The sequence below is a fragment of the Saccharothrix sp. ST-888 genome (assembly GCF_000955975.1).
GTDB lineage: Bacteria > Actinomycetota > Actinomycetes > Streptomycetales > Streptomycetaceae > Kitasatospora.
The window spans coordinates 40,657-66,065 of record NZ_JYJF01000013.1 but is presented as its reverse complement, the minus strand read 5'-3'; the positions used below and the strand labels follow the sequence as shown (position 1 = coordinate 66,065).

Here is a 25,409-nt window from a genome sequence, read left to right as displayed (position 1 = left end):
GACCCCCGCCGATCGACCGTTCCTGCGATCCACCTCTGCCTGTAAGCATGAGCCTGCGGATCGACCTTGGAATATGCCTTCGACCCACCCGTCAGGCCGGCGATCCGTCAGTCAGGCACTCAACCCAGGGGGGTTACTCAGCCATGTCCGAAAACAGCGCCACACCCACGAACGACACCGCGCCCGAGGGACACAAGCCGTCCGACCTCACCCGCCGCCGGATGCTGCAGGGTGCGGGTGTCGCGCTCGCCGCGGCCGCCGGTACCGCCGTGATCGGCTTCACCGGGCCCACCGGGCAGACCGCCGTGGCCTCCGACCCGGGCGCCGGCGACGAGTTCGACGAGGTGTACCAGGGCCGCCGGATCCAGGGCCGGCTGCTCTCGGCCGCCCACAGCGGCAGCCACAGCGGCCACGGCGGCGGCTACCAGGTCCTGATCGACGGCAAGGAACTGCACGTCATGCAGAACGGCGACGGCACCTGGATCAGCGTCGTCAACCACTACCAGACCCACGCCACCCCGCGTTCGCTCGCCCGCGCCGCCGTGGTCGACCTCCAGGGTGCCGAGCTGCTCCCGCTCACCTGAGCGGTAGCGCCGCCAACTCCCTGACAGCACCCACCCCGGAGGAACTTTCATGGCAGTCCGCAAGAACCAGGCAACCCTGACGGCCAAGGAGAAGCGCGACTTCGTCGACGCCGTCCTGGAGCTCAAGCGCCTCGGGCGCTACGACTCCTACGTCAGGACCCACGACACCTTCATCACCAGCGACCGGGACGACAGCGAGCGGGTCGGCCACCGCTCGCCGTCCTTCCTGCCCTGGCACCGCAGGTTCCTGCTCCAGTTCGAGCAGGACCTGCAGAGCATCAACCCGGCCGTCACCCTGCCCTACTGGGACTGGACGGCCGACCGCACGGCCACCTCCTCGATCTGGGGCCCGGACTTCATGGGCGGCAACGGCCGCAGCAGCGACGGCCAGGTCACCACCGGGCCGTTCGCCTACAACACCGGCAAGTGGACCCTCACGATCCGCCCGGACAGCCGCAACTACCTGCGCCGCAGCCTCGGCGGCGCCGTCGCCGCACTGCCGACCAAGGCCGAGGCGGAGTCGGTGCTCGCCATCTCCACCTACGACATGGCCCCGTGGAACAGCACCTCCGAGGGCGGTTTCCGCAACCACCTCGAGGGCTGGCGCGGCGTCAACCTGCACAACCGGGTGCACGTCTGGATCGGCGGCCACATGGGCACCGGCATGTCCCCCAACGACCCGGCCTTCTGGCTGCACCACTGCTTCATCGACAAGCTGTGGGCCGAGTGGCAGTCCCGCCACCGCGACCAGAGCTACCTGCCGACCGGCAACACCGCCAACGTCGTGGACCTCAACGAGACCATGCGGCCGTGGAACAACGTCACCCCCGCGGACATGCTCGACCACACCAAGCTCTACACCTACGACACCGGCTTCTGATCACACCCGAGACGCCGCACCCGCCGGAGCGGCACCACTGGGCTCCGGGCGCGACGGGCACCTGACATGCCGTCAAGTGCGTTCGGAACGCGGAACGTCCGCTGCACGACGCCACAGTCGACGCACGAGCCGAGGCCGACCGGCGGCCACCCTTCGTCGACCGCACCACGGACGTCAGGTCCGTCCAGGTGCGCTGAAACGCCAGGGGCATGAGGAAGGGGGCCTGATCCCGAAGGATCAGGCCCCCTTCCTCCGTACGCGCGCCGGATCAGACGTTGAAGCGGAACTCCACCACGTCGCCGTCCTGCATGACGTACTCCTTGCCCTCGATGCGGGCCTTGCCCTTGGCGCGGGCCTCGGCGATGGAACCGGTCTCGACCAGGTCGGCGAAGGAGATGACCTCGGCCTTGATGAAGCCCTTCTGGAAGTCGGTGTGGATCACACCTGCCGCCTCGGGGGCCGTGGCGCCCTTCTTGATGGTCCAGGCGCGGGTCTCCTTGGGACCTGCCGTGAGGTAGGTCTGCAGGCCCAGGGTGTCGAAGCCGACCCGGCCGAGGGTGGCGAGGCCGGGCTCCTCCTGGCCCATGGACTGGAGGAGTTCGAGCGCCTCGTCGTCGTCCAGCTCGATCAGCTCGGACTCGATCTTGGCGTTGAGGAAGATCGCCTCGGCGGGGGCCACCAGGGCGCGCTGGGCGTCCTTGAACTCCTCGTCGCCCAGCTCGTCCTCGTCCACGTTGAAGACGTACAGGAACGGCTTGGCGGTCAGCAGGTGCAGCTCGCGGACCAGGGTGGTGTCGAACCCGGCCTCGAACAGGGTCTTGCCGCTCTCCAGGATGGCCTGCGCGGCCTCGGCCGCAGCCAGCGTGGCCGCGGTGTCCTTCTTGAGCCGGGCCTCCTTCTGGAGCCGCGGCAGGGCCTTCTCGATGCTCTGCAGGTCGGCGAGGATCAGCTCGGTGTTGATCGTCTCGATGTCGTCCTTGGGCGAGACCTTGCCGTCCACGTGGACCACGTCCGGGTCGCTGAAGGCCCGGATGACCTGGCAGATCGCGTCCGACTCACGGATGTTGGCGAGGAACTTGTTGCCCAGGCCCTCACCCTCGCTGGCGCCGCGCACGATGCCCGCGATGTCGACGAAGTCCACGGTGGCCGGGAGGATCCGCTGCGAGCCGAAGATCCCGGCCAGCTTGGCCAGCCGGGCGTCCGGGACGCCGACGACACCCACGTTGGGCTCGATGGTGGCGAACGGGTAGTTGGCCGCCAGCACGTCGTTCTTGGTCAGGGCGTTGAAAAGAGTCGACTTGCCGACGTTGGGCAGGCCGACGATTCCGATCGTGAGCGACATGAAGCGCAGTCCCGTGGGCTTGGAGGAGTGGAGTGGCACCGTAGGGCCGATCCCCCAGTCTAAGGGCCCGGCGAGCGGGGGTCCGGCTCAGACCTCGGCCGAGGGCTCCAGGAACTCCAGCCGGTTGCCCAGCCCGTCGGCGGAGTGGAAACGCCGGTAGCCGGGGAAGTTGCCGTCCCAGACCACCGGGTGGCCGTGCGCCTCCAGCCGGGCGGCCAGCTCGTCCAGCGAACGGACCAGGATGCCGGGGTGGGCCTTGGCCGACGGCAGGAACTCGGCCACCACGCCGAGGTGCACCTCAAGACCACCGCCGCGGAACCAGCAACCACCGCGCGCCGCCAGCACCGGCGGCTTCTCCACCTCGGCCATCCCGAGCACCCCGCCCCAGAACTCCCGGCAGACATCCTCGGCGCCCGCCGGGATGTCCAGCTGGACGTGGTGCAGGCGCTCGAACGAGAAGGCAGGGTCGGCGGCCGGAACAACGGTCGGGTCGACAGCGGACATGGTTTTCTCCCCCTGAGTCACCACCGAAAGATCGGCCCGACAGTACTACCGGCCGGGACACGGGCGAGGGCCAAACGCGAGCATTACACAGTGTGGCGATGATCGGACCGTACGTTGGTTGGGTGGAGCAGAGCATCCGTACCCAGCCACCCGGGCCCAGACGGCGACCGCCAGCCGGTCCCGCCGCCGAGGCCGCCGTACCGGGGCCAGCCGCGCCCCCCGAGTCCCGGCTCCGCCAGTCCAGGCTGCGCTCGGCCTCCGGGGTCCGTCCGGCCCCGCCGAGGCCGCGGCTTCGGCTGCCGCTCCAGCTCGGCGCCCGGGAGCGCCCGCGCAGCGGGCGGCCGGCCCGGCTCACGGCCGTCGGCACCGGCGTCCTGGCGCTGGCCGGGACGGTGCTGTTGGCGGCGGTGGACCGGCTGCTCTTCGACGGGCTCGGAATCCTCTTCGGCGTCGGCTACCTGCTGGTCTGCTTCCAAGTGGCCGTCCGGGTACGGTTCGCCGACCTGGCCGCCGCGCCGATCAGCGGGCCGATCGCTTTCGCCGCCGCCCTGCTCGCCTTCGGCCCGGCCGCCTCCCCCGGAGTGACCGGACAGGTGGTGGCGCTGGCGAGCGGGCTCGCGATGCGGGCGGAGTGGCTGTTCGGCGGCACCGGCCTGGCGGCCGTCATCGTGGCGGCGCGGTTCGTGGCGCAGCGCCGCCTGCGGCGGAGCCGGACGGGCGGCTGAGTCCCTCCGGGGCGGCTAGGCAGTGTTCAGGGGCGCGAGGTGCTGCGCGACCGACTCTCTGCGAGGGTGCAGGGTTGTTCGCGCGGTTCCTCGCACCCCTGGGGGCTGCCTGGTTCAGGCGCGGATTCGCCGGTGAAGCAGTTGCAGGGTTGTTCGCGCGGTTCCCCGCGCCCCTGGGGGCTGCCTGGTCGATGTGGGGGTTCCGGGTCAGGTGGCTTTGGCGGCGGCCATGGCGGCGCCGACGATGCCGGCGTCGTTGAGCAGCCGGGCCGGTACGACGCGCGCTTCGCGCTGCTTCAGCAGGGGCAGGAACTTGTCGTGCTTACGGCTGACGCCGCCGCCGATCACGATCAGCCGCGGGGAGAAGAGCCGGTCCACCAGGTCGAGGTACTCGTCCACCCGGATCGCCCACTCGGGCCAGGTGAGATCGTGGCGTTCCTTGGCCGCCGAGGAGGCCCGGCGTTCGGCGTCCTTGCCGCGCAGTTCCAGGTGGCCGAGCTCGGTGTTGGGCACCAGGGTGCCGTCCACGAAGAGGCCGCTGCCGATGCCGGTGCCGAAGGTGAGGACGAGCACCACCCCGTCCTGCTCGCGTCCGGCGCCGTAGGTGACCTCGGCGAGACCGGCGGCGTCGGCGTCGTTGAGCACGGTGCAGGAGAGGTCGAGGGCCTGCTGGAAGAGGCCTTCGGCGTCCAGGCCGATCCAGCCCTGGGCGACGTTGGCGGCGGTGCGGGTGTGGCCGTCGACCACCACGCCGGGGAAGGTGAGGCCGACCGGGCCCTGGTGGCCGAAGTGCTGGACCACCTCGCAGACCGCACCGACCACGGCCTCCGGCGAGGCGGGGTGGGGGGTGAGGACCTTGTACCGCTCCTCGGTGAGCTCGCCGCTCTCCAGGTCGACGGGCGCGCCCTTGATGCCCGAGCCGCCGATGTCCACGCCGAATACCACCGTCATGGCCACTGCCCTCCGTCATCCACAGCCTGTGTACAAACGTACGGGCCCACGGCGGCGCCCGCCTGCTGATACCCGGGCCCGGACAGGACGACGCCCGGGAGCCCACTGGGTCCCGGGCGTCGTCGGAGTGCTCAGAGCTTGCCGGCCGCCTCGGCGCGCAGGTCGCGGCGGAGCTCCTTGGGGAGCGAGAAGATCAGGTGCTCCTCGGCGGTCTTGACGATCTCCACGTCGGCGTAGCCGCGCTCGGCGAGGAAGGTCAGGACGCCCTCGACCAGGATCTCGGGCACCGAGGCGCCGCTGGTCAGGCCGACCGTGGTGACGCCCTCCAGCCAGGCCTCGTCGATCTCGTCGGCGAAGTCGACCAGGTGTGCCGCCTTGGCGCCGTACTCCAGGCCGACCTCGACCAGGCGGACGGAGTTGGAGGAGTTCTTGGAGCCGACCACGATCAGCAGGTCGGTCTCGGGGGCCAGCTGCTTGACGGCGACCTGGCGGTTCTGGGTGGCGTAGCAGATGTCGTCGCTGGGCGGGCTGACCAGCAGCGGGAAGCGCTTCTTCAGCTCACCGACGGTGGCCATGGTCTCGTCCACCGAGAGGGTGGTCTGGGACAGCCAGACGACCTTGCTCTCGTCGCGGACCTGCACGTTGGCCACGTCCTCGGCGCCGTCCACCAGGTGGATCCGGTCCGGGGCCTCGCCCATCGTGCCGACGACCTCCTCGTGACCCTCGTGGCCCACCAGCAGGATGTCGTAGTCCTCGTCCGCGAACCGGACGGCCTCCTTGTGGACCTTGGTCACCAGGGGGCAGGTGGCGTCGACGGTGGCGAGCTTGCCGGCCTTCGCCTCGTCGTGCACCGCCGGGGCCACGCCGTGCGCCGAGAAGACCACGATCGAACCCTCGGGCACCTCCTCCGTCTCGTCGACGAAGATCGCCCCCTGCTTCTCCAGGGTCTGCACGACGTACTTGTTGTGCACGATCTGCTTGCGGACGTAGATCGGCGCCCCGTACTGCTCAAGGGCCTTCTCCACGGCGATCACGGCACGGTCGACACCCGCGCAGTAGCCCCGGGGGGCGGCGAGCAGGACGCGGCGCTGAGCAGTGTTGGACATGGCACCCATGGTACGGGCCTGCCCTCCCCCGTCCGGACCGCAACAGCGGTACCCCGCCGTGTGCGTGGCCTCCGCCGCTGGTCGGACGGACGGTGCTGCAATGAGGAGAATGAGTGAACGAGTCGAGCCGAGCGAGCTGCGCCGCAGCCTCGGTGTGCGCGACCTGATGGTCTACGGGCTGCTGTTCATCGCCCCGATGGCCCCGGTCGGGGTGTTCGGGGTGCTGGACGCCAGGAGCGGTGGCGCGGTCGCGTCGGTGTACCTCGCGGCCACCGTCGCGATGGGGTTCACCGCCTTCTCGTACGCGCAGCTGGTGCGGGCCGTGCCACGGGCGGGTTCGGTGTTCGCGTACGCGCGGGCGGGCCTGGGCGAGGGGCCGGGTTTCATCGCCGGATGGATGGCGATGCTGGACTACCTGCTGATCCCGGCGGTCGCCTACCTGTTCCCGGGCATCGCGCTGAACTCGCTGGTGCCCGGGGTGTCCCGCTGGGTGTGGACGGTGCTGGCGGTGCTGGTCACCACCGTGCTGAACCTGGCCGGGGTGCGGACCGCGACGGCCGTCGGCTTCGCGGTGCTGGCGATGGAGGCCGACGTGGGCGCGCTCACCGCCTTCGTGCTGCTGCACGCCTCGGTGCTCGGCTGGTACGCGGTCCGCCACCACTCGCACCACTGGCTGCGGCACGCGGTGATCCCGGTGCTGGGCATCGGGGTGACCGTCGCGGTGCTGGTCGCGGCCTCGCACACCGCCCAGGTGATGGGCGGCCTCTGGCTGGTGACGGGGCTGCCGGTGCTCGCCGCGCAGGGCACCGCTGTCGGCCGCCGGGGATAGCCTCGTACGCATGGCCAACACCAGTTCACCCGAGACGCCCATCCCGGTCGGCAAAGTCTCCGCGCTGATCGGGGGCTGGATCGACCGGCTCGGCGAGGTCTGGGTGGAGGGCCAGATCACCCAGCTCAGCCGACGGCCCGGCGCCGGGGTGGTGTTCCTGACCCTGCGCGACCCGGAGCGGGACGTCTCACTGACCGTCACCTGCTTCCGGGCGGTCTTCGACCGGGTCGCCGAGGACGTCCAGGAGGGTTCGCGGGTCGTCCTGCACGCCAAGCCCGAGTGGTACGCGGCGCGCGGCACGCTCTCGCTGCGGGCCTCCGAGATCCGGCTGGTGGGGCTGGGCGAGCTGCTCGCCAGGCTGGAGCACCTCAAGCGGCGACTGGCCGGTGAGGGGCTGTTCGCCGCCGAGCGGAAGAAGCCGCTGCCGTTCCTGCCGCACTGCATCGGCCTGGTGACCGGGCGCGGTTCGGCCGCCGAGCGGGATGTCCTGGAGAACGCGCGGCGCCGCTGGCCCGCCGTCCGCTTCGAGGTGCGGAACGTGCCGGTGCAGGGGGCCAGCGCGGTGGCCCAGGTATCGGCGGCGGTAAGGGAGTTGGACGAACGCCCCGAGGTGGACGTGATCATCGTCGCCCGGGGCGGCGGCAGCGTCGAGGACCTGCTGCCGTTCTCCGACGAGGAGTTGGTGCGCACGGTCGCCGCCGCCCGGACACCGGTGGTCAGCGCGATCGGGCACGAGCCGGACCAGCCGCTCCTCGACTGGGTCGCCGACCTGCGGGCCTCCACACCGACGGACGCCGCCAAGCGGGTCGTACCGGACGTCGGGGAGGAGCTGGCCAAGGTGCACCAGCTGCGGGACCGGGCGCGGCGGCACATCTTCGGACGGGTCGAGCGGGAGCTGGCCGGGCTGGCGAGCGTGCGCAGCCGTCCGGTGCTCGCCGCGCCGCACCGGCTGGTGGACGGGCCCGGCGACGAGGTGGCCGCCCTGCTCGGACGGGCCCGGCGCTGCCTGGGCCACCGGCTGGACGCGGCGGAGTCCGACCTCGGGCACACCCTGGCGCGGGTCGTGGCGCTCTCGCCGCTGGCCACCCTGGAGCGGGGCTACGCCGTGCTCCAGCGGGCGGACGGGCACGTGGTCACCGACCCGGCCCAGGTCACGGCCGGGGAGCAGCTGCACGCCAGGGTCGCCGAGGGCGGCTTCGACGTCACGGTCGGGGAGACCGTCTAGCAGTTCGGTATCCCCGATCTCCAACTCGTTCGGTCGTCCGGCTGCTCGGCCGTTCGGCCGTTCGGCTCCGGGCAGGAGTCGGCCGAGCCGGGCGCGGGGCACGCCCGGCGGATTGTCGGCGGCAGCCCCTACGCTGGGCGGCATGGCAGATCAGCAGGTGGCAGCCCAGGGGAACGGCGACGACGGCCTGGGTTACGAGCAGGCCAGGGATGCGCTGCTGGAGGTGGTCCGGCAGCTGGAGGCGGGCGGTGTCCCGCTGGAGGAGTCGCTGGCGCTGTGGGAGCGCGGCGAGCAGCTGGCGAAGGTCTGCCAGCGCTGGCTGGACGGCGCCCGGGCACGGCTCGACGCGGCCCTGGCGGCCGAGGAGGGGGATACCGACAGCGCGGGGGCGTGAACCCGGCGCGGGCGGGACGTGAGCCACATCACCATCAGATTGCGGAATAGTTTAAGTTTCACATACCGTTGGACCTGCCGAGCGGCGATGCTGCCGCCCCGACGCTTACGTTTCCAGCAAAAGGTGTAGAAGCATGACTACCGCAGCCAACGACGCCCTGGTGCTCGACGCCGCCGCCCAGGACCTCCTCTTCCGCGAGGCCCGCACCGCGAACACGTTCACCGACGAGCCGGTGACCGACGAGCAGGTCCAGGCCATCTACGACCTGGTCAAGTTCGGCCCGACGGCGTTCAACCAGCAGCCGCTGCGCATCGTCCTGGTCCGCACCCCCGAGGGCCGCGAGCGCCTGGTGCAGTACATGGCCGAGGGCAACCAGCCGAAGACCGCCAGCGCCCCGCTGGTCGCGATCCTGGCGCAGGACAACGAGTTCCACGAGGAGCTGCCGGCCCTGCTGCCGCACTTCCCGCAGGCCAAGGACCTCTTCTTCTCCGACCGCTCGGTCCGCGAGTCCTCCGCCACCCTGAACGGCGCCCTGCAGGCCGCGTACTTCATCGTCGGCGTCCGCGCCGCCGGCCTGGCCGCCGGCCCGATGACCGGCTACAACGCCGACGCCCTGAACAAGGAGTTCTTCCCCGAGGGCGACCACTCGGTGCTGGCCGTCGTCAACATCGGCAAGCCGGGCGAGAACGCCTGGTTCCCGCGCAGCCCGCGCCTCGCGTACGACGAGGTCGTCACCACCGTCTGACCCGCGGCACGGCGCGACGCACAAGGCCCCCGGCTCCGAGAGCCGGGGGCCTTGCCGCTGTCGTCACTGTTGTCGTCCGTGCTGTCGTCGGGGGGCTACTTCAGCGCCTGGGCGAGCTCGGAGAGCTCCTGGTACGAGGCACTGCCGGTGACCACTGTGGTGGCGCTGCCGGTCTGCACGGTCAGGCCGCGGTAGCGGCTGCCCTGGTAGCGCTCCCACTCCTTGCCGTCGACCGAGGCGTTGCCGTCGGGCTGCCCGCCGGACACGGCGTCCGCGATGACCTGGTCCCGGCTGCCGTTGCTCTGCTCGATCGCCGCGTAGTCGCCGGACGGAGTCACAAAGCCCAGGTGCCAGGTGGCGGTGCCCTTGGCGTCCTGCTTGTACTCCACCGAGGTGGCCCGCCACTTGTCGGAGAGCCCCTCCGGCCCCAGCAGCGGGTACGGAGCGGCACGCTTCGCCGAGGCGAGCGAGGAGCGGTAGTCCACGACGTGCACGCCGTCCCCGCCATCGTGCGGGAGGAACGCGTACCCCACCGCGACCACGACACCGATCGCCGCCATCGACAGGACCATGTCCCGTACCGTCTGCCGGCCCCTCATGCTGCTGCTGCCTGCCACCCCCTCATAGTGACCCATCGGTACCGGACCTCCGGCAACCGGGGTCCGCGCCGAGGACGGAAACGCCGCAAAACGGCTCAGAGCCGCAGGTAGCGGCGGGGTGCGCCACAGACAGTCATCTCGTAGCCAGATACGATCGCAACACCCTCATCACGGCGTTCGACCAGGCAGTAGTCGGGCGCTCGCTGGCCGTCGCGTACAGAGAGGTAACGACGATGACCACCCACCCGCACAACCTCCCTCGATCCCTTGAGGTTGCACCCGAGGCTCCGGACCGGAACCTCGCGCTCGAACTCGTCCGTGTGACCGAGGCCGCCGCCATGGCAGCCGGTCGCTGGGTCGGGCGCGGCGACAAGAACGGCGCCGACGGCGCGGCTGTGAAGGCCATGCGCGCCCTCGTCTCCACCGTCTCGATGAACGGCGTGGTCGTCATCGGAGAGGGTGAGAAGGACGAAGCCCCCATGCTCTACAACGGCGAGCGGGTCGGCGACGGCACCGGCGCCGAGTGCGACGTCGCCGTCGACCCGGTGGACGGCACCACGCTGACCGCCAAGGGCATGAACAACGCGGTGGCCGTGCTGGCCGTGGCCGACCGCGGCACCATGTTCGACCCCAGCGCCGTGTTCTACATGGACAAGCTGGTGGCCGGCCCCGAGGCCGCCGACTTCGTCGACATCACCGCCCCCGCGGCCGTCAACATCCGCCGGGTCGCCAAGGCCAAGGGCAGTGCCGTCGAGGACGTCACCGTGGTGGTCCTGGACCGCCCCCGCCACGAGGGCCTGGTCCAGGAGATCCGCGAGGCCGGCGCCCGGATCAAGTTCATCTCGGACGGCGATGTGGCCGGCGCCATCATGGCCGCCCGCGAGGGCACCGGCATCGACCTGCTGATGGGCGTCGGCGGCACCCCCGAGGGCATCATCGCGGCCTGCGCGATGAAGTGCATGGGCGGCGTCATCCAGGGCCGGCTGTGGCCGAAGGACGAGGCCGAGCGGCAGAAGGCCCTCGACGCCGGTCACGACCTCGACCGCGTTCTCAGCACCGACGACCTGGTCAGCGGCGAGAACGTCTTCTTCGTCGCCACCGGCATCACCGACGGCGAGCTGCTGCGCGGTGTCCACTACCGCCAGGAGACCGCCACCACCAGCTCCCTGGTGATGCGTTCCAAGAGCGGCACGATCCGCCAGATCGACTCGGTCCACAAGCTCTCGAAGCTGCGGGCCTACAGCGCGATCGACTTCGACCGCGCCAACTGACGGCAGACGCCGACGTCCGCTGGCGGATGTCGGCGGACCGCTGAACGGCCGGTGGCCTCGGGGATCTTCCCCGAGGCCACCGGCCGTTCAGCCCGCTATCCGCCTGGGCTCGCCCACTCGGCGGGCCTCCCGCAGCTCGCCGTCGCGGCGGCGCCGCCGGGCCAGCACCACACGCCGCTCGGCCGCGGTCAGCCCGCCCCACACCCCGTACGGCTCCGGTTGGACGAGCGCGTGCTCCCGGCACTCCAGCAGCACCGGGCAGCGGGCGCAGACCTGTTTGGCCTGCTCCTCCCGGGACAGCCGGGCCGCGGTGGGCTCCTTCGAGGGTGCGAAGAACAGCCCGGCCTCGTCGCGGCGACAGGCCGCGCCGGTGTGCCAGGGACTGTCCTCGGGGTGGTCGAGCTGCTGCGTCCCCGTGCCGACCGGGCCGGCGGGACTGCGCCGCCCCGCCACCACGACAGCGGTACGGACGCTGGACTCGATCGGATGCAGCACGGCTTACTCCTACGAGGTTTCGAGACTCGGGGGAAGGCTCGCGTCCCTGCCCGGCTGCCCCGTGCTCACCCCAGCTGGCCTCGGCCGGTTCGCCGTCCGCCGCCTCCGGGGTCACAGCCGTACAAGAAACGATGTGCGGGAGGAACTACCCCGCGGTATCCCGGTTCATGCACAACGCACCCGACCGACTACGGACTGCACTCGCCCCAAGGTCGAGTGCCCGGCGGGCGGTTGCCGCCACGCCCGCCCCGAACCCGGCCGCCAGAGACAGCGCGACCGGCCCGGACGTGCGCAACTGTCCGAGCCGGTGCGGTGATTGAGGGGCGGACACGCACCCGGTGGCCCAACTGCCCTGAGGTGTCGGGTGTCCCGGAGGTGTCGGGTGTACTGGAGGTGCGTGGTGTCCAGTGGGGCGGGTGCTCAGAAGTCGAGCTGCTTGCGGGCCCACTCGCGCAGCTTCTTGCCCCGGCGCGGCCTGGCCTCGCAGCCGCCGAAGACCGCTGCGCCCTTCACCCGGACCACCGGTGCGTAAGGGTCGGCCGCCGTCTGCTCCCGGACCGAGAAGCCGCCGAAGATACCGACGCCGCCGCCGTGCAGGCTCACGTTCTCCGGTACCCGGATCTCCACCCCGCCGAAGATCGCGGTCACCTCGATGACCACCTCGGGCGACTCGAACACCGCGTCCGTGAGGTCGATCTCCACCCCGCCGAACACCGCCACCGCGCGCAGATGCGGGCCCACCCGCCAGCGCCCCTTGCGCTCCGCGCCACCGAAGACCGCCACCATGGTCGGCGCCTCCTGGCGGGCCGGCGGCCTCGGCACCGGAGCGGGCGCGGGGTCCGGCTGCCGCAGCGGCGGCTTCTCCATCGAGATCGGGCGGTGGGTGGGCAGGTCCCGGGTCAGCGGGACCAGATCGCCGAGCGTCTTGGCGCCGTACGCCGCCTCGATCCGTTCGGAGTGCTCCTCCATCGTGAGCCGGCCCTCCGCGTACGCGTCGCGCAGCAGGTCGGCGATCCGCTCACGGTCGGCGTCCGAGGCCCGTAGCTCCGCCTCGGCGACCGGTGTCGTGCCGGCCGGGGCAGCGTCGGCCGGGGCCGGCTTCGGGGCGAGCACCGGCGCCGGCTGGGGCGCCGGCTGGGGCGCCGGCTCGGGCTGCTCGGGCTTGGTCATGGAGACGGGCGGCTGGCCCGAGTCGTCCTGCGGTGACGGCGATGACGGCAAGTTGTCCACAAGCTAAGACTAGCCATCGCACCCCCGGCCGAACGGCAGTTCAGCATGACCTGACGGCATCGGCGTGACTCCCGTCACGCAGGCTCACCTGCCCGCACCGGCCTCTTCCGCGACGCCTACCCTTGAGGATGCTTCGTCGTCGCAGCCGAATCAGTTAAGGACCTCCCCCATGGCTCCCACGCCAGAGTTCGAATACTCCGACCTGCTCCCGCTCGGTGCGGATCCCACCCCGTACCGCAAGCTGACCTCCGAGGGTGTCAGCACCTTCGAGGCCGGGGGCCGCACCTTCCTGCAGGTCGAGCCGGAGGCCCTGCGGCTGCTCACCGCCGAGGCGATGCACGACATCTCGCACTACCTGCGTCCCGCCCACCTCGCCCAGCTGCGCCGCATCCTGGACGACCCGGAGGCCAGCCCCAACGACCGGTTCGTCGCGCTGGACCTGCTGAAGAACGTCAACATCTCGGCCGGCGGCATCCTGCCGATGTGCCAGGACACCGGCACCGCGATCGTCATGGGCAAGCGCGGCCAGAACGTGCTGACCTCCGGCGCCGACGAGTCCGCGATCGCGCGCGGGGTCTACGACGCGTACACCAAGCTCAATCTGCGCTACTCCCAGATGGCTCCGGTCACCATGTGGGACGAGAAGAACACCGGCAACAACCTGCCCGCCCAGATCGAGCTCTACGCGACCGACGGCGACGCCTACAAGTTCCTGTTCATGGCCAAGGGCGGCGGCAGCGCCAACAAGTCGTACCTGTACCAGGAGACCAAGGCGATCCTCAACGAGGCGTCGATGCTGTCCTTCCTGGAGCAGAAGATCCGCTCGCTGGGCACCGCCGCCTGCCCGCCGTACCACCTGGCGATCGTGGTCGGCGGCACCAGCGCGGAGTTCGCGCTGAAGACCGCCAAGTACGCCTCGGCGCACTACCTGGACAACCTGCCGACCAGCGGCGACGCCAAGACCGGCCACGGCTTCCGCGACCTGGAGCTGGAGCAGAAGGTCACCGAGCTGACCCAGAAGATCGGCATCGGCGCGCAGTTCGGCGGCAAGTACTTCTGCCACGACGTGCGCGTGATCCGCCTGCCGCGGCACGGCGCCTCGCTGCCCGTCGCGATGGCGGTCTCCTGCTCGGCCGACCGCCAGGCGCTGGGCAAGATCACCGCCGAGGGCATCTTCCTGGAGCAGCTGGAGACCGACCCGGCCAAGTACCTGCCGGACACCACGGACGAGCACCTGGACGACGAGGTCGTGCGCATCGACCTGAACCAGCCGATGTCCGAGATCCGGGCGCAGCTGTCCAAGTACCCCGTCAAGACCCGGCTCTCGCTCAGCGGCACCCTGGTCGTGGCGCGCGACATCGCGCACGCCAAGATCAAGGAGCGGCTGGACGCGGGCGAGGGCATGCCCCAGTACATGCAGGACCACCCGGTCTACTACGCCGGCCCCGCCAAGACCCCCGAGGGCTACGCCTCCGGCTCGTTCGGCCCGACCACGGCCGGCCGCATGGACTCCTACGTCGACCAGTTCCAGGCGGCGGGCGGCTCGATGGTCATGCTCGCCAAGGGCAACCGCTCCAAGCAGGTCACCAACGCCTGCGCCAAGCACGGCGGCTTCTACCTCGGCTCGATCGGCGGCCCGGCGGCCCGGCTCGCCCAGGACTGCATCAAGAAGGTCGAGGTCCTGGAGTACGCCGAGCTGGGCATGGAGGCCGTCTGGCGCATCGAGGTCGAGGACTTCCCGGCCTTCGTCGTCGTCGACGACAAGGGCAACGACTTCTTCGCCGAGGTCACCGACGGCCCGCTGATCACCAACCTGCGGGTCCGCTCGGCCGAGTAGCGGACACCGACACCGTAGAGCCGTCCCGCCTACGCCCCTTCGGGGGCCGGGCGGGACGGCTCTGCCGATCGTTCAGGCGATCACGGTGACCGGGCAGTGGGCCGCGCCCGGGCGCAGCAGTCGCAAGTCGGCTGCACAGCTCCCACTTCCCGGGAAGCGGTGACTCGGCGAGGACCACCGTCACCACCATGCGGGACAGTTGGGCGACCGCATGCCGGGCCTGCTCGTCGCCCTGTCCGATCGGCTCTCGATGTCTCTGATCAGATCGAGGTTCCTGGCGAACGGCGTCCGGACAACGCAAAATGCCCTGCGCCGCCGAAAAGGCAGAGCAGGGCACTGGCGACATCCCGCTACGGGTGGTTGATTACGGTCCCCAGCGGCTCGAAACCGCCGTCCTTCTTGGGCTGCGGGGCCTTGGTGCCAGGCTCGGCCTGAGTCTCGGGCTCGCTGTCGTTCAGCCCGTTGAGGACATCGAGAATAGGCTGGGCGTCGGCAGCCGGGAGCGCGTGCTCCGTAGGCGCGTGCTGCTCGGGTACCACCGGGGTCTCGACCGGTGCGGTGGTGTTGGTAGTGGTGTCGGCCATGGATCAAAGCCGCCTTTCGGGTCATCAGGTCACTTCGGCCCGACCGGAGAGTCAAGGCGTGAGCCCAGTATCGTAGTGTTCGTTAAATGTCTTATAAACACCCCGAGGCCTGTCTTCTTCTCCAACGTTTGCCCGCTTCCTCATAAGCTGGCGCCTCACGCGAGACCGTGGAGCGTGACGCTCGGGAAGCACCACCAATGCCATCGGGGGATCTCATGGAGCTTCGGGAGAAGCCGCACACGTTGCGCTTCCAGGTGCTCGGCCCCGTCCAGGCATGGCGAGAGGAACAGCCGCTCTCACTCGGCTCACCTCAGCAGCAGGCAGTGCTCACCGCCCTTCTGCTCAATCACGGCCGACCGGTGAGCACTCAGGATCTGGTCGACGGTCTCTGGGGCGACCGTCCTCCGCCACAGGCCGTGGCCGCGCTTCGCACCTACGTGTCGCGGCTCCGGACGGTGATCGAGCCTCATCGCGAGGTGCGCACCCCCGCTGAGGTGCTGGTATCGGTGAGTGACGGTTATGCGCTGCGAATCCCCCCCGGTTCACTCGACCTGGCAGCGTTCGAAGGCGAATATGCCGCTGCGGCGACGGCCAGGTCCACCGGTGACTTCCGGGAGTCTCACCGCCTTCTCGTCTCCGCGCTCTCCCTGTGGAGTGGGCGCGCCTTGGCCGGAATCCCCGGCCCCTACGCCGAGGCCCAGCGAATGCGGCTGGCCGAACGTCAGATCACCACGGCCGAAGAACGCTGCGCAGCGGCCCTGGAGATCGGGCTCCACGCGGAGACTGTCGCCGAGCTGAGTTCGCTTGCCGCCGAGCACCCCCTGCGGGAACGGCTCCGCGAGCTGCTGATGCTCGCCCTGTACCGCTGCGGCCGTCAGGCGGAGGCGCTGGGCGTCTACACCGACACTCGCAAGCTGCTCATCGAGGAACTCGGCGTCGAACCAGGTGCCGGCCTGGGAGCAGTGCACACCCGTATCCTCGCCGGGGACCCCACGCTGATGCCGCCCCTGGCCTCGGTTGCGAGGTCGAGCGTGGCCGACGAAGCGGCGGCATTCGTCCCACCCGCACAACTTCCGGCCGATGTGTCCGACTTCAGTGGCCGCAGTGAACTCGTCGGCGAGCTTCAGCACGTCCTGGGCAGCGGGTCGGGGCAGGCCGTCGTCGTGACGTCACTGGCCGGGATCGGTGGGGTCGGAAAGACCACCCTGGCCGTCCACGTCGCCCATCGGCTGCGGTCGGAGTTCCCCGACGGGCAGCTGTACACCGATCTGCGCGGCGCCGGTGCGTCCCCGGCCGATCCCGCCGTGGTCCTGGGTGACTTCCTCTACGCGCTGGGGGCCTCCGAGAGCCCCGACACCTTGGAGCAGCGCGCTGCGCTCTACCGCTCTTTGCTCGCCGACCGGCGGATGCTCATCCTGCTCGACAACGCCAAGGACGCCCAACAGCTCCGACCACTGATCCCTGGCATCTCCAGCAGCGCCGTGCTGGTGACCAGCCGGTCCCGGCTGGCCGAACTGCCCGGTGCCCATCTGGTGGACGTCGAGGAGCTGACACCGGAGGAGGCGCTGGCGCTGTTCTCTGCGATCGTCGGTGAGCAGCGTGCGGCGGCCGAACCGGAGGCAGCCCTGGCCGTGGTCACCGCCTGCGGCTTCCTGCCGCTTGCCGTCCGCATCGCCGCCGCGCGACTGGCGAGCCGTCCGCGCTGGAGCGTCTCCGATCTGGCCCGTCGGTTAGCGGACCAACGCAAGCGTCTGAGTGAACTGCAACTCGGCAACCTGGCCGTGGAGACCACGATCGGCCTCGGCTACGGGCAGCTGAAGACAGAGGAAGCACGTGCCTTTCGGCTGCTCTCGTTGGTCGACTCCCCCGACCTCCCGCTGACCGCCGTCGCGGACCTGCTCGGGACCGACCAGGACGCGGCGGAGGCGCTGGCGGAGGCGCTGGTCGAGGCCAACATGCTGGAGTGCTTCACTCCCGGCCGTTACCGCTACCACGACCTGCTCCGCCTGTTCGCGCAGCGCCAGAACGAGAAGCACCGGGACACCTCCGCCCAGCACGCCGCACTGCTTCGCCTGCTGGACGCACTGCTTGCGACCATGCGGAACGCCGCGCAGGCGATCGAACCCGACGACATGCTGACGGAGCCACTCCACAGGCCGGTCTCGCCCGGTCTGTCCTTCTCCGACAGTGACGCTGCCCGGGACTGGCTGCGCTCGGAACTCGCCCTGGTGCTCAGCAGTGTCGAGGCCGGGGTCCAGGAACAGCTGGAGTTGCTGCGACCCGCCGTAGACCTGCTGATCGTGTTGAACGGGCTGGTCGAGGATCCGACCCACGGTCAGCGGATACGGGTGGCGTTGGACGTCGCCGACACCCACGCCAGGTCGAACTCTGACGCCGCAACCCTCGCGCGTATCCAGCTGGCCCGTGGGTTTCTCCAGCACGTCGCGGGCGAGTACCACGAGGCAGAGGTTTCGTTCCGCCGCAGCCTGGAATTCCAGGGCAAGGACGGTCAGACCCAGCTGCGCGTCAACGCTGCCAACCTCCTGGCCGTCGTCCTCAGTCTGGCCGACCGGCCGGCCGAGGCGTTGCCGTTCTTCCAGGAGGCGCGGGTGATCAGCCGCAACCTCGGGGCGACCATCAGCGAGGCACGGCTGCTGGGGAATCTGGCGCGGGCGCACCTCGGGCTCGGCCAGCATGACGAGGCGGTCGGTTCGGCGCAGGCGGCGGTGGTGGCGGCGCGCGCGTCCGGGAATGCGCCGTGTCTGGCGGACACGCTGTACCAGCTCGGTGTCGTGCTGCGGTCCACGGGCTCGCCCGGTGAGGCGGCGACTCGGCTGCGGGAGGCGCATCGGCTGTACCAGTCCGAGCAGCGGCGGATCTGGGAGGGCTACTCGCTGGCCCGGTTGGCGCCTTGCCTGTTGGCGGACGGTCAGCTTCCGGAGGCCGCCGAGGCGGCGGAGGAGGCGCTGGCGATCGCGCAGGAGCTGGATGCGGCGTACTGCCAGGGGCTGGCCAACGCGGCACTGGGTGAGGCGCTCCTGGAGTTGGGTCAGCCCGCACGTGGTCTGGCCTGCCTCCAGGAGGCGCACTCGATCTTCACGCGGCTCGGTGTGCCTGAGGCCCTCCCCCTGCAGGACCTCATCGAGCAGCAGCACACCGAGCCTTCCGCACCCCCTGCGCCGTGATCTCCGTCCCCCGACAGGAGATCCCCCGTACGTCGGCGTTCCCGCAGCCCCCCGGCTGCGGGAACGCCCTGACGCTTCCCCGGCGCTGAGAGAGACTCTGTCAGATGCCGATTGACGTTCGATAAACGCCTTGATACATCGCATCTCCACAGGTCAGCGGCGTTGCGTCCGGCGCGCTGTGCGGCGCGGGACGAGCGCCCGCACCACCCCCTCCCGCCCCGATGTGCTCCCACGATCCCGGCCAAATTCGTCCCAACGACCATGAGTTGGCCGGAAAGGGATCCCATGGCCGAGTGATCACGCCTATTCTCAAAGGCCAGTGCAGTGTGCCCGAAGCGCTGCCGGGATCGACACGGACGGAGCGGGGGCCGGGGCGGGGAGCCCCGGTGCGGCGGTGGGCGCGACAGCGAGTAGCGGGACACGGGAACCAGCAGGGCAGCAGGCAGCACAGTGACGCGGGAGCGTGGCGGACCGCAGCAGGTGGCGAGGCCGGGGGCCGAGGAGGGCTGTCGGCGGCGTGGCCGGGCGGCGGCCAGGGTGGAAAGGTGCCTCGAAATCGTGACGACCGGACAGATATCCGATCCCGCCAGGGGCCGTGGGCCCGCCTCCGCCGACCAGCAGACCTGCCGACGCCGCACCGAGCGCGCTCTGCAGGCCGTCGCCTTCGACACCATCGGCGCCCGTTACGGCGAGGCCTTCCCCGCGAAGGCCGGCCAGCTGGAGTGCGGCGACTGGCTGCTGGCCGAGCTGGAGCCCGGTGCACCCGTCCTCGACATCGGCTGCGGTACGGGCGATCCGACGATCCGCCAGCTCACCCTGGGCGGCCTGCGGGTCACCGGGCTGGACCTCTCGGACGGGATGCTGACGCTGGCCCGCCATTCGGTCCCGGCGGCCGGCTACCACCGGATGGACATGTACGACCTGGCCACGCCGCGCGCCGTGGATGCTTGGGGCATACCGGAGTTGGGCCCACGGGCGGCAGGCGGCCTCGCCGCCGCGACCGCCTTCTTCTCGCTGATCCTGCTGCCCCAGGACGAGATACCCGTGGTGCTGGGCCGGATCCGCGAGCTGCTGCGGCCCGGCGGTCTGCTCGCACTCGGCATGGTGGAAGCCGATCTCGACTACGCACCGCTGCCCTTCCTCGGGCACGAGATAAGGATCAGCGGCTATCTGCGCGAGGAGTTGGAGCAGACACTGGCCCAGGCCGGTTTCACGGTCGAGGGGCACTCGGGCCACCCGTACGCCCCGGCGAGTACCGCCCTGCCGCCGGAGGAGCAGCTGTTCCTGCGCTGCCGCCGGGTCGGCTGACGGGCCGGGCGGTGGATCGGCGGACGCACCGACCGGCCGGCCCCAGGGCCGGGGCCCCATGACCACAGGATCCATCGAGAACACGAACGATCGGCCACCGGATCGCTGACTCCCCCAGACTCCTTCGACCTACCGGAACGGGCAGCCCGTGCGCGACCACTACCAGCCCCAGGCAGGGCAGCCGCCCACCGTGCCCGTCCAGCGCCGCTCGCCACCCTCGATGACGCCCATGACCTTTCCTCCCTCCCCCACATCCGCCACCGCACCGCCGCACCCCGCAGCAGGGCGCCAGCCGATCGCCGAACGGCTGGCGTACCTGGACAGCGCCGCTCGGCGGATCAACAGCTCGCTCGACCTGACCGCGACCCTGCGCAACCTCGGCCGGGTCGTGGTCCCGACGCTGGCCGACGCCGCCGTGGTCCACCTGCGCGACCCGCTGCCGAACCTCGAACGCGACCCGGGCCGCCCGACCGCGCTGCGGATCCACCACGCCCACGGCACCCGGCTCGGCCGCTGCTCGCCGACGCTGGAGGTCCGGCCGGACGGTGTGCTCGCCCGGGCGTTCGACCAGCAGCTGCCGTCCGGCCCGGTGGTCCTGGGCACCCCGTCCGCCGCCGGGCTCCGCCCGCTGCTGGAGGAGCTGTACGGCGCCCGGACGCTGGCCAGGCTGGCGGCGGGTACGGCACTGCTCGCACTGCCGCTGCGCGGGCGCAAGGCGGCACTCGGACTGCTGCTGCTGATCCGCCGCCCGGGAAAGGTCCCGGCCTCGCAGCCCGCCGTGGCGGACCCGGTGACGGCCGCGTTCGACGCCGCCACCGCCTTCGACCTCGCGGACACCGCCACCGCCAACCACCTGGCCACCCAGGCCGGGCTCGCCGTGGACACCGCGCTGCGCTACTCGCGCGAGTGGGAGATCGCCGACGAGCTGCAGCGCAGCATGCTGCCGACCCATCTGCCGCAGCGCCACGGCGTCCGGCTGGCCCACCGCTACCTGCCCGGCGAGAGCGGCGCCCAGGTCGGCGGCGACTGGTACGACTCCGTCCCGCTGCCCGGCAACCGGATGGCCCTGATCGTCGGCGACGTGATGGGCCACTCGCTGACCTCGGCCGCGATCATGGGCCAGCTGCGGACCAGCGCGCAGACCCTGGCCGCCCTCGACCTGCCGCCGCACGAGGTGCTCTACCACCTCGACGAGCAGGCCCAACGGCTGGGCCACGAGCAGCACTTGGCGACCTGCGTGTACGCGGTGTACGACCCGATCGCGAACCGGGTGGTGCTGGCCAACGCCGGTCACGTACCACCGGTGCTGATCCACCCGGACGGCCGCAGCGAGCTGCTCGACCTGGAGCCCGGGGCGCCGATCGGGGTCGGCGGGGTCGACTTCCACTCGGCCGAGCTGCCCGCACCACCCGGCTCCGCACTGCTGCTCTTCACCGACGGACTGGTGGAGTCCCGGCGCCGGCCGATCGGCACCGGCCTCGAACTGCTGCGCAGCCGTGTCGGCAACGCGCACCGGCACTCGCCCGAGCACCTCTGCCAGGAGGCCCTGCGGATCCTCCCGCCCGGCGACCGGGCCGACGACATCGCGCTGCTGGCCGCCGCCTTCGACGGCATCCCGGCCGAGGACGTCGCGTACTGGTACCTCCAGCCCCGGCACGAGACCCCGGGGCGCGCCCGCCGCCTGACCGGGCACGCACTGCGCCGCTGGGGGCTCGAACCACTCGCGGAGAACACCGAGTTGATGGTCAGCGAGCTGGTCACCAACGCCATCCAGCACGCCACCCGGCCGGTCACGCTCCGACTGGTGCGGACCTCGGTGCTGCGCTGCGAGGTCGGGGACGACAGTCCCGTACTGCCCCGGGCCCAGCGGGTCGGCCCGGAGGACGAACGCGGACGGGGACTGCAGATAGTGGCCAGATGCGCGGACCGCTGGGGCGCGACCAGGCTCGGCGCGGGCAAGGTGGTCTGGTTCGAGCAGCGGATCCCCTAGCCCGCCAGGCATCCCCACGGTTGCACGGCACGCTCCTCCCGTAGTCCTCACTGCGTACCGAAACGCGGCTCCTCGTCGGCGAGTTGGCTCAGCGCGGCGTACGCCTCCGCGCCCAGGACCACCTCCGCGAGCGCCGGGGTGCGGGTGAGGCGGAGGACCGCGCGGAGCACGTCCGCCTGCCAGAGCACCGCCAGTGCGTCGGTCAACTCCCCTGCGAGGTCCGGGGCTGCGCCGCGTTGGCGGTGCCACTCGCGCAGCAGGGACTTGACCACGGTGAAAGCCAGTCGCCGCCCCCGGACCAGCTCACCACGGGAGTTGAGGCCGAACACGTCGATGGTGGCGTGGCCCTTGGGCGTCAGCCCCCGGTACGCGCCGGACTCCAGGTAGAGCTGCAGGTGGTCGGCCGGGTCCTCGCGGGAGGGGTCGATCAGCAGGTGGGCGCCGGTGACGGGGTCGCAGGGGAAGCGGTCGCGCTTGCGGTTGCTGTTGCAGTAGGCGCAGGCGAGCAGGTGGTTGTGCCAGTCGAAGGTGCGCAGCGGGGCGCGGGCGATGGGTTCGAAGTGGTCGATGTCGGTGCCGAGGTTGTCGCCGCAGTACATGCAGCGGACCAGCCCGGGCGCCATCCGGTTCAGCAGGGCGCGCAGCCGGGCCTTGGGCTCGCGGGCGGTGCGCCAGGCGGCCCGCCCGGTGGCGGTGCTGGGCCCGGCGGTGCGCAGCGCGTCGGTGCGCCGGGCCAGGTCGGCGGCCAACCGGTCGTGCAGCGGCGGCCGTTGGAGCGGGATCACCGGGTGCCGCCTCGGTCGGTCCTGGCCTCGTCCACCCGGGCGGTGAGCGAGCTGTTCAGCCGGGCGCCGAGGGCGCGGTACTCGGCGATGTCGGCGGTGGACGCCTTGCCCGCGTACAGCTTGCGCTCCAGGGCGATCAGCAGCCGGCGTTCGGCCTCGGCCTGCGGGGAGTGGACGCTGGGCAGTCCGAAGAGTTCGGTGAGCGCGGTGTCGTCGCCGCTGCCGTAGACGATGCGCTGGTGGAGGTCCTCGTCCAGGACCCGGGGCGGGGCCTGCTCGGTGGGACCCGGCAGCCGGATCAGGCCGCCGGGGTCGGCGGCCTGGCAGATGTACGGGCTGTGGGTCGAGACCAGGAACTGGACGTTGGGGAAGTGCGCGACCAGCCACTCGCCGAGCCACTGCTGCCGGGCCAGGTGGAGGTGGGCCTCGGCCTCGTCGATCAGGGCGACGCCGGGCGCGGGGACGGTGGGAGGCTCGCCGTCGATCACCAACTCCTCGTCGGGGTCGGCCGATCGGGCGGCCCCGAGCAGGTCGAGGACCAGCGCGAGAACGGCCCTGACGCCCGCGCCGAGGGCGTCCGCCGGGAGGGCACGGCCGCCGCGGGCGACCCAGAGGCCGTCCCGGTCGAGCCGGGCGATGCGGTGGCCGTCGGGCAGCAGTCCGTCACCGAGCAGCGCGAGTAAGGACTCGCCGCGGCGCCCGGCCGGCCAGTGCGGGCCGCCGTCCAGCGAAGCGGAGCCGTACAGGCGGGTGGCGACGGGTGCGCCGGCCGTACGGGCGCCCGAGCGGTGTTCGGCGAGGACGCCGTCGGTCCGGATGAGCCGCCAGCGCAGCTCCTCCGCCCCGCTGTCGACGATTCGCACCTCGCCCTCGTCCAGCCAGGACGGGTCGCCGGGGCCGCACCCGAGCGCGTGGGCGACGGCATGCAGCAGTGCGGTCTTTCCGGAGCCGTTGGGCCCGGCGAACACCGTCCAGCCGGCGTGCGAGCCGTCGGGCCTGGTCAGGTCCAGGTCGAGGGCGCGCTCGCCCCGGAAGCCCCCGATGCTGTCGATCCCGAGTCTGGCGACGTACATGGCGGCCACCCCTCAACCGGTCGGCGTGCTGCATGGATTGAGTACCCGTCGCAGCGGCTCCAATCACCCGCAGGCCCGGCCTCGCCCCCGGCGGGACGCCGAGCCCCGGCAGCGGGGCGCCCGGTCACGTCACGATGCGGACCGGCAGCTCGCCCAGCACCTCGCGCAGGGAGGCGGCGAAACGCTCGTACTCCTCGCTCCGGGCCGAGCCGGGGCGGGTGGCGAGGCCGATCCGGCGGCCGGGGGCCGGGGCGGCGAAGTGGACGGAGGCCAGCCGGTCGGCGCGCCCGGCCTCGACGTCCAGGGCGGTGGCGGGTAGCAGGGTGACGCCGAGACCCCCGGCGACCAGCTGGACCAGGGTGGAGAGCCCGGCGGCCCTGGTGGATCCGCCGGAGGGGTCGGCGCCCACCTCGCGGCAGATGTCCAGGGCCTGGTCGCGCAGGCAGTGGCCCTCCTCCAGCAGCAGCACGTCGAGGTCGAGCAGGACGTCGCGGGGTACGTCGGTCCGCCCGGCCAGCTCGTGGTCGGGCGGGGTGATCAGGACGAAGTCCTCGTCGAAGAGCGGGATGTCGCGGGTGGGCGCGGCCCCGCCGGCGGGCAGGGCGAGCAGCAGCAGGTCCAGGCGCCCGGCGGCGAGCCCCTCCAGCAGCGAGGGGGTGCGCTCCTCGTGGACGTGCAGATCCAGCTCCGGGTAGCTGCGGCGGGCCAGCCGGAGCACGGCGGGCAGCAGGTACGGGGCGACGGTCGGGATCACACCGAGGTGCAGCGGCCCGGTGAACGGACGGCGGGCCGCCTCCACCTCCTCGGTGAGGTCGTGCAGCGAGGCGAGCATCCGGCGTGCGTGCTCGGCCACGCGCTCACCCAGCGGAGTGATGATGACCTTCCGCGTCGTACGCTCGACGAGCTGCGACCCGAGCGTCTCCTCCAGGGCCGCGACCGCTCCGGACAGCGCCGGCTGGCTGAGCCCGACCGCAGCGGCCGCATCGCGGAAGTGCCGGTGCTCGACGACCGCGAGAAACGCCTTGAGCTGGGCGATCGTAGGGGTGCGGGGCTTGGGGTGGTGCGAGTTACTGATAGCTCTCTCCGATCAGATGGATCGAGTCTAGCTATTTCCCCGATCAGTACGCGGTGTGTCAGTGTGGAGGAGTCCGAAACGGCCGAACCATAGGCAATCCGGACAGACCTCCCCTCAATCGCACCACAGGAGAAGCGAACGTGCTCACGATCGGTGACAAGTTCCCCGAGTTCGAACTCAACGCCTGCGTCGACCTGGACGCCGCGAACGCCTTCGCCGAGATCAACCACAAGTCCTACGAGGGCAAGTGGAAGATCGTGTTCTTCTGGCCGATGGACTTCACCTTCGTCTGCCCGACCGAGATCGCCGCGTTCGGCAAGCTGAACGAGGAGTTCGCGGACCGCGACGCCCAGATCCTCGGCGTCTCCGGCGACTCCGAGTACGTCCACCACGCCTGGCGCAAGGACCACAAGGACCTGCGCGACCTCCCCTTCCCGATGCTGGCCGACGTCAAGCACGACCTGATGCGCGCCTGCGGCGTCGAGGGTGCCGACGGCCTGGCACAGCGCGCCGTCTTCATCGTGGACCCGAACAACGAGATCCAGTTCGTCATGGTGACCGCCGGCTCCGTCGGCCGTAACCCCAAGGAGGTCCTGCGGGTGCTGGACGCCCTGCAGACCGACGAGCTGTGCCCGTGCAACTGGACCAGGGGCGAGGACACTCTCGACGCCCAGGCCCTGCTGGCCGGCTGA

Annotated in this window: 24 protein-coding genes and 1 pseudogene; 13 read left to right on the top strand and 12 right to left on the bottom strand. The window is 71.2% G+C overall.

Annotated elements, in window-relative coordinates; genetic code table 11:
• Positions 1 to 143 precede the first annotated feature (143 nt).
• Positions 144 to 584, top strand: a complete 441-nt coding sequence (gene melC1, locus UK12_RS07885; protein WP_082119415.1) for an apotyrosinase chaperone MelC1 — start codon at positions 144 to 146, stop codon at positions 582 to 584.
• Positions 585 to 633: 49 nt separating this feature from the next.
• Positions 634 to 1,464 (top strand): tyrosinase MelC2, encoded by an 831-nt coding sequence (melC2, locus tag UK12_RS07880; protein ID WP_045301092.1) that lies wholly within the window; start codon positions 634 to 636, stop codon positions 1,462 to 1,464.
• Positions 1,465 to 1,732: 268 nt separating this feature from the next.
• On the opposite strand, the gene ychF is transcribed toward melC2, so the two are convergent.
• Both ychF and UK12_RS07870 read right to left on the bottom strand, forming a co-directional pair.
• Positions 1,733 to 2,806 (bottom strand): redox-regulated ATPase YchF, encoded by a 1,074-nt coding sequence (gene ychF, locus UK12_RS07875; RefSeq protein ID WP_045301090.1) that lies wholly within the window; start codon positions 2,804 to 2,806, stop codon positions 1,733 to 1,735.
• 87 nt (positions 2,807 to 2,893) lie between these two features.
• Positions 2,894 to 3,310, bottom strand: coding sequence for a glyoxalase (locus tag UK12_RS07870; protein ID WP_045301089.1), 417 nt, complete (start codon positions 3,308 to 3,310; stop codon positions 2,894 to 2,896).
• Positions 3,311 to 3,432: 122 nt separating this feature from the next.
• On the opposite strand from UK12_RS07870, the gene UK12_RS07865 reads away from it, so the two are divergent.
• The gene (locus UK12_RS07865; protein WP_045301087.1) at positions 3,433 to 4,035 is read left to right on the top strand and encodes a DUF6542 domain-containing protein; all 603 of its coding nucleotides are present in this window, start codon (positions 3,433 to 3,435) and stop codon (positions 4,033 to 4,035) included.
• Positions 4,036 to 4,242: 207 nt separating this feature from the next.
• On the opposite strand, the gene ppgK is transcribed toward UK12_RS07865, so the two are convergent.
• Positions 4,243 to 4,992: a polyphosphate--glucose phosphotransferase gene (gene ppgK / locus UK12_RS07860; RefSeq protein ID WP_442973784.1), complete on the bottom strand. Its 750-nt coding sequence runs from the start codon at positions 4,990 to 4,992 to the stop codon at positions 4,243 to 4,245.
• 125 nt (positions 4,993 to 5,117) lie between these two features.
• Positions 5,118 to 6,092 (bottom strand): 4-hydroxy-3-methylbut-2-enyl diphosphate reductase, encoded by a 975-nt coding sequence (locus UK12_RS07855; RefSeq protein ID WP_231591087.1) that lies wholly within the window; start codon positions 6,090 to 6,092, stop codon positions 5,118 to 5,120.
• A 109-nt stretch (positions 6,093 to 6,201) separates the two neighbouring features.
• Here UK12_RS07855 and UK12_RS07850 point away from each other — a divergent pair, with 109 nt between their 5' ends.
• The 4 genes from UK12_RS07850 (at position 6,202) to UK12_RS07835 (ending at position 9,285) form a co-directional block, all read left to right on the top strand.
• Positions 6,202 to 6,921, top strand: a complete 720-nt coding sequence (locus tag UK12_RS07850; RefSeq protein ID WP_231591086.1) for an APC family permease — start codon at positions 6,202 to 6,204, stop codon at positions 6,919 to 6,921.
• A gap of 10 nt (positions 6,922 to 6,931) precedes the next feature.
• Positions 6,932 to 8,146, top strand: a complete 1,215-nt coding sequence (gene xseA, locus UK12_RS07845; RefSeq protein ID WP_045301077.1) for an exodeoxyribonuclease VII large subunit — start codon at positions 6,932 to 6,934, stop codon at positions 8,144 to 8,146.
• 142 nt (positions 8,147 to 8,288) lie between these two features.
• Positions 8,289 to 8,540 carry an exodeoxyribonuclease VII small subunit gene (locus UK12_RS07840; RefSeq protein ID WP_045301076.1) on the top strand — a complete coding sequence of 84 codons (252 nt, stop codon included), beginning with the start codon at positions 8,289 to 8,291 and terminating at the stop codon, positions 8,538 to 8,540.
• A gap of 133 nt (positions 8,541 to 8,673) precedes the next feature.
• Positions 8,674 to 9,285, top strand: a complete 612-nt coding sequence (locus tag UK12_RS07835; protein WP_045301075.1) for a malonic semialdehyde reductase — start codon at positions 8,674 to 8,676, stop codon at positions 9,283 to 9,285.
• A 95-nt stretch (positions 9,286 to 9,380) separates the two neighbouring features.
• Here the strand turns inward: UK12_RS07835 and UK12_RS07830 are convergent, their stop codons facing one another.
• Positions 9,381 to 9,884 carry a DUF4245 domain-containing protein gene (locus tag UK12_RS07830; protein WP_045301141.1) on the bottom strand — a complete coding sequence of 168 codons (504 nt, stop codon included), beginning with the start codon at positions 9,882 to 9,884 and terminating at the stop codon, positions 9,381 to 9,383.
• 233 nt (positions 9,885 to 10,117) lie between these two features.
• On the opposite strand from UK12_RS07830, the gene glpX reads away from it, so the two are divergent.
• Positions 10,118 to 11,155 (top strand): class II fructose-bisphosphatase, encoded by a 1,038-nt coding sequence (glpX, locus tag UK12_RS07825; protein WP_045301074.1) that lies wholly within the window; start codon positions 10,118 to 10,120, stop codon positions 11,153 to 11,155.
• A gap of 87 nt (positions 11,156 to 11,242) precedes the next feature.
• Here the strand turns inward: glpX and UK12_RS07820 are convergent, their stop codons facing one another.
• Both UK12_RS07820 and UK12_RS07815 read right to left on the bottom strand, forming a co-directional pair.
• The gene (locus UK12_RS07820; RefSeq protein WP_045301073.1) at positions 11,243 to 11,650 is read right to left on the bottom strand and encodes a WhiB family transcriptional regulator; all 408 of its coding nucleotides are present in this window, start codon (positions 11,648 to 11,650) and stop codon (positions 11,243 to 11,245) included.
• A 420-nt stretch (positions 11,651 to 12,070) separates the two neighbouring features.
• Complete coding sequence (locus tag UK12_RS07815) at positions 12,071 to 12,880, bottom strand: DUF1707 SHOCT-like domain-containing protein (protein WP_231591085.1); 810 nt, start codon at positions 12,878 to 12,880, stop codon at positions 12,071 to 12,073.
• 169 nt (positions 12,881 to 13,049) lie between these two features.
• Here UK12_RS07815 and UK12_RS07810 point away from each other — a divergent pair, with 169 nt between their 5' ends.
• On the top strand, positions 13,050 to 14,717 hold the full coding sequence (locus UK12_RS07810) for a fumarate hydratase (RefSeq protein ID WP_045301070.1): 1,668 nt from the start codon (positions 13,050 to 13,052) through the stop codon (positions 14,715 to 14,717).
• A gap of 350 nt (positions 14,718 to 15,067) precedes the next feature.
• On the opposite strand, the gene UK12_RS07805 is transcribed toward UK12_RS07810, so the two are convergent.
• Complete coding sequence (locus UK12_RS07805; protein ID WP_045301068.1) at positions 15,068 to 15,301, bottom strand: hypothetical protein; 234 nt, start codon at positions 15,299 to 15,301, stop codon at positions 15,068 to 15,070.
• A 197-nt stretch (positions 15,302 to 15,498) separates the two neighbouring features.
• Here UK12_RS07805 and UK12_RS07800 point away from each other — a divergent pair, with 197 nt between their 5' ends.
• The 3 genes from UK12_RS07800 (at position 15,499) to UK12_RS07790 (ending at position 21,784) form a co-directional block, all read left to right on the top strand.
• Positions 15,499 to 18,486 carry an AfsR/SARP family transcriptional regulator gene (locus UK12_RS07800; protein WP_045301066.1) on the top strand — a complete coding sequence of 996 codons (2,988 nt, stop codon included), beginning with the start codon at positions 15,499 to 15,501 and terminating at the stop codon, positions 18,484 to 18,486.
• A gap of 558 nt (positions 18,487 to 19,044) precedes the next feature.
• Positions 19,045 to 19,794, top strand: a complete 750-nt coding sequence (locus UK12_RS07795; protein WP_197084644.1) for a class I SAM-dependent methyltransferase — start codon at positions 19,045 to 19,047, stop codon at positions 19,792 to 19,794.
• 229 nt (positions 19,795 to 20,023) lie between these two features.
• On the top strand, positions 20,024 to 21,784 hold the full coding sequence (locus UK12_RS07790; RefSeq protein WP_052681705.1) for an ATP-binding SpoIIE family protein phosphatase: 1,761 nt from the start codon (positions 20,024 to 20,026) through the stop codon (positions 21,782 to 21,784).
• 47 nt (positions 21,785 to 21,831) lie between these two features.
• On the opposite strand, the gene UK12_RS07785 is transcribed toward UK12_RS07790, so the two are convergent.
• From UK12_RS07785 to UK12_RS44985, 4 genes and pseudogenes are all read right to left on the bottom strand, one after another.
• Positions 21,832 to 22,569, bottom strand: coding sequence for an HNH endonuclease (locus tag UK12_RS07785; protein WP_045301064.1), 738 nt, complete (start codon positions 22,567 to 22,569; stop codon positions 21,832 to 21,834).
• The gene (locus tag UK12_RS07780; protein WP_045301062.1) at positions 22,566 to 23,642 is read right to left on the bottom strand and encodes an AAA family ATPase; all 1,077 of its coding nucleotides are present in this window, start codon (positions 23,640 to 23,642) and stop codon (positions 22,566 to 22,568) included. The genes UK12_RS07785 and UK12_RS07780 overlap by 4 nt, the downstream gene beginning before the upstream one ends.
• Before the next feature lie 124 nt (positions 23,643 to 23,766).
• A complete protein-coding gene (locus UK12_RS07775) occupies positions 23,767 to 24,495 on the bottom strand; it encodes a LysR substrate-binding domain-containing protein (RefSeq protein ID WP_231591084.1) in 729 nt (242 codons plus the stop codon).
• Between the two features lie 15 nt (positions 24,496 to 24,510).
• Positions 24,511 to 24,678, bottom strand: a pseudogene (locus tag UK12_RS44985) (helix-turn-helix domain-containing protein); the annotation flags it as partial.
• Between the two features lie 179 nt (positions 24,679 to 24,857).
• Between UK12_RS44985 and UK12_RS07770 the strand changes: the two are divergent.
• Complete coding sequence (locus tag UK12_RS07770) at positions 24,858 to 25,409, top strand: peroxiredoxin (protein ID WP_045301058.1); 552 nt, start codon at positions 24,858 to 24,860, stop codon at positions 25,407 to 25,409.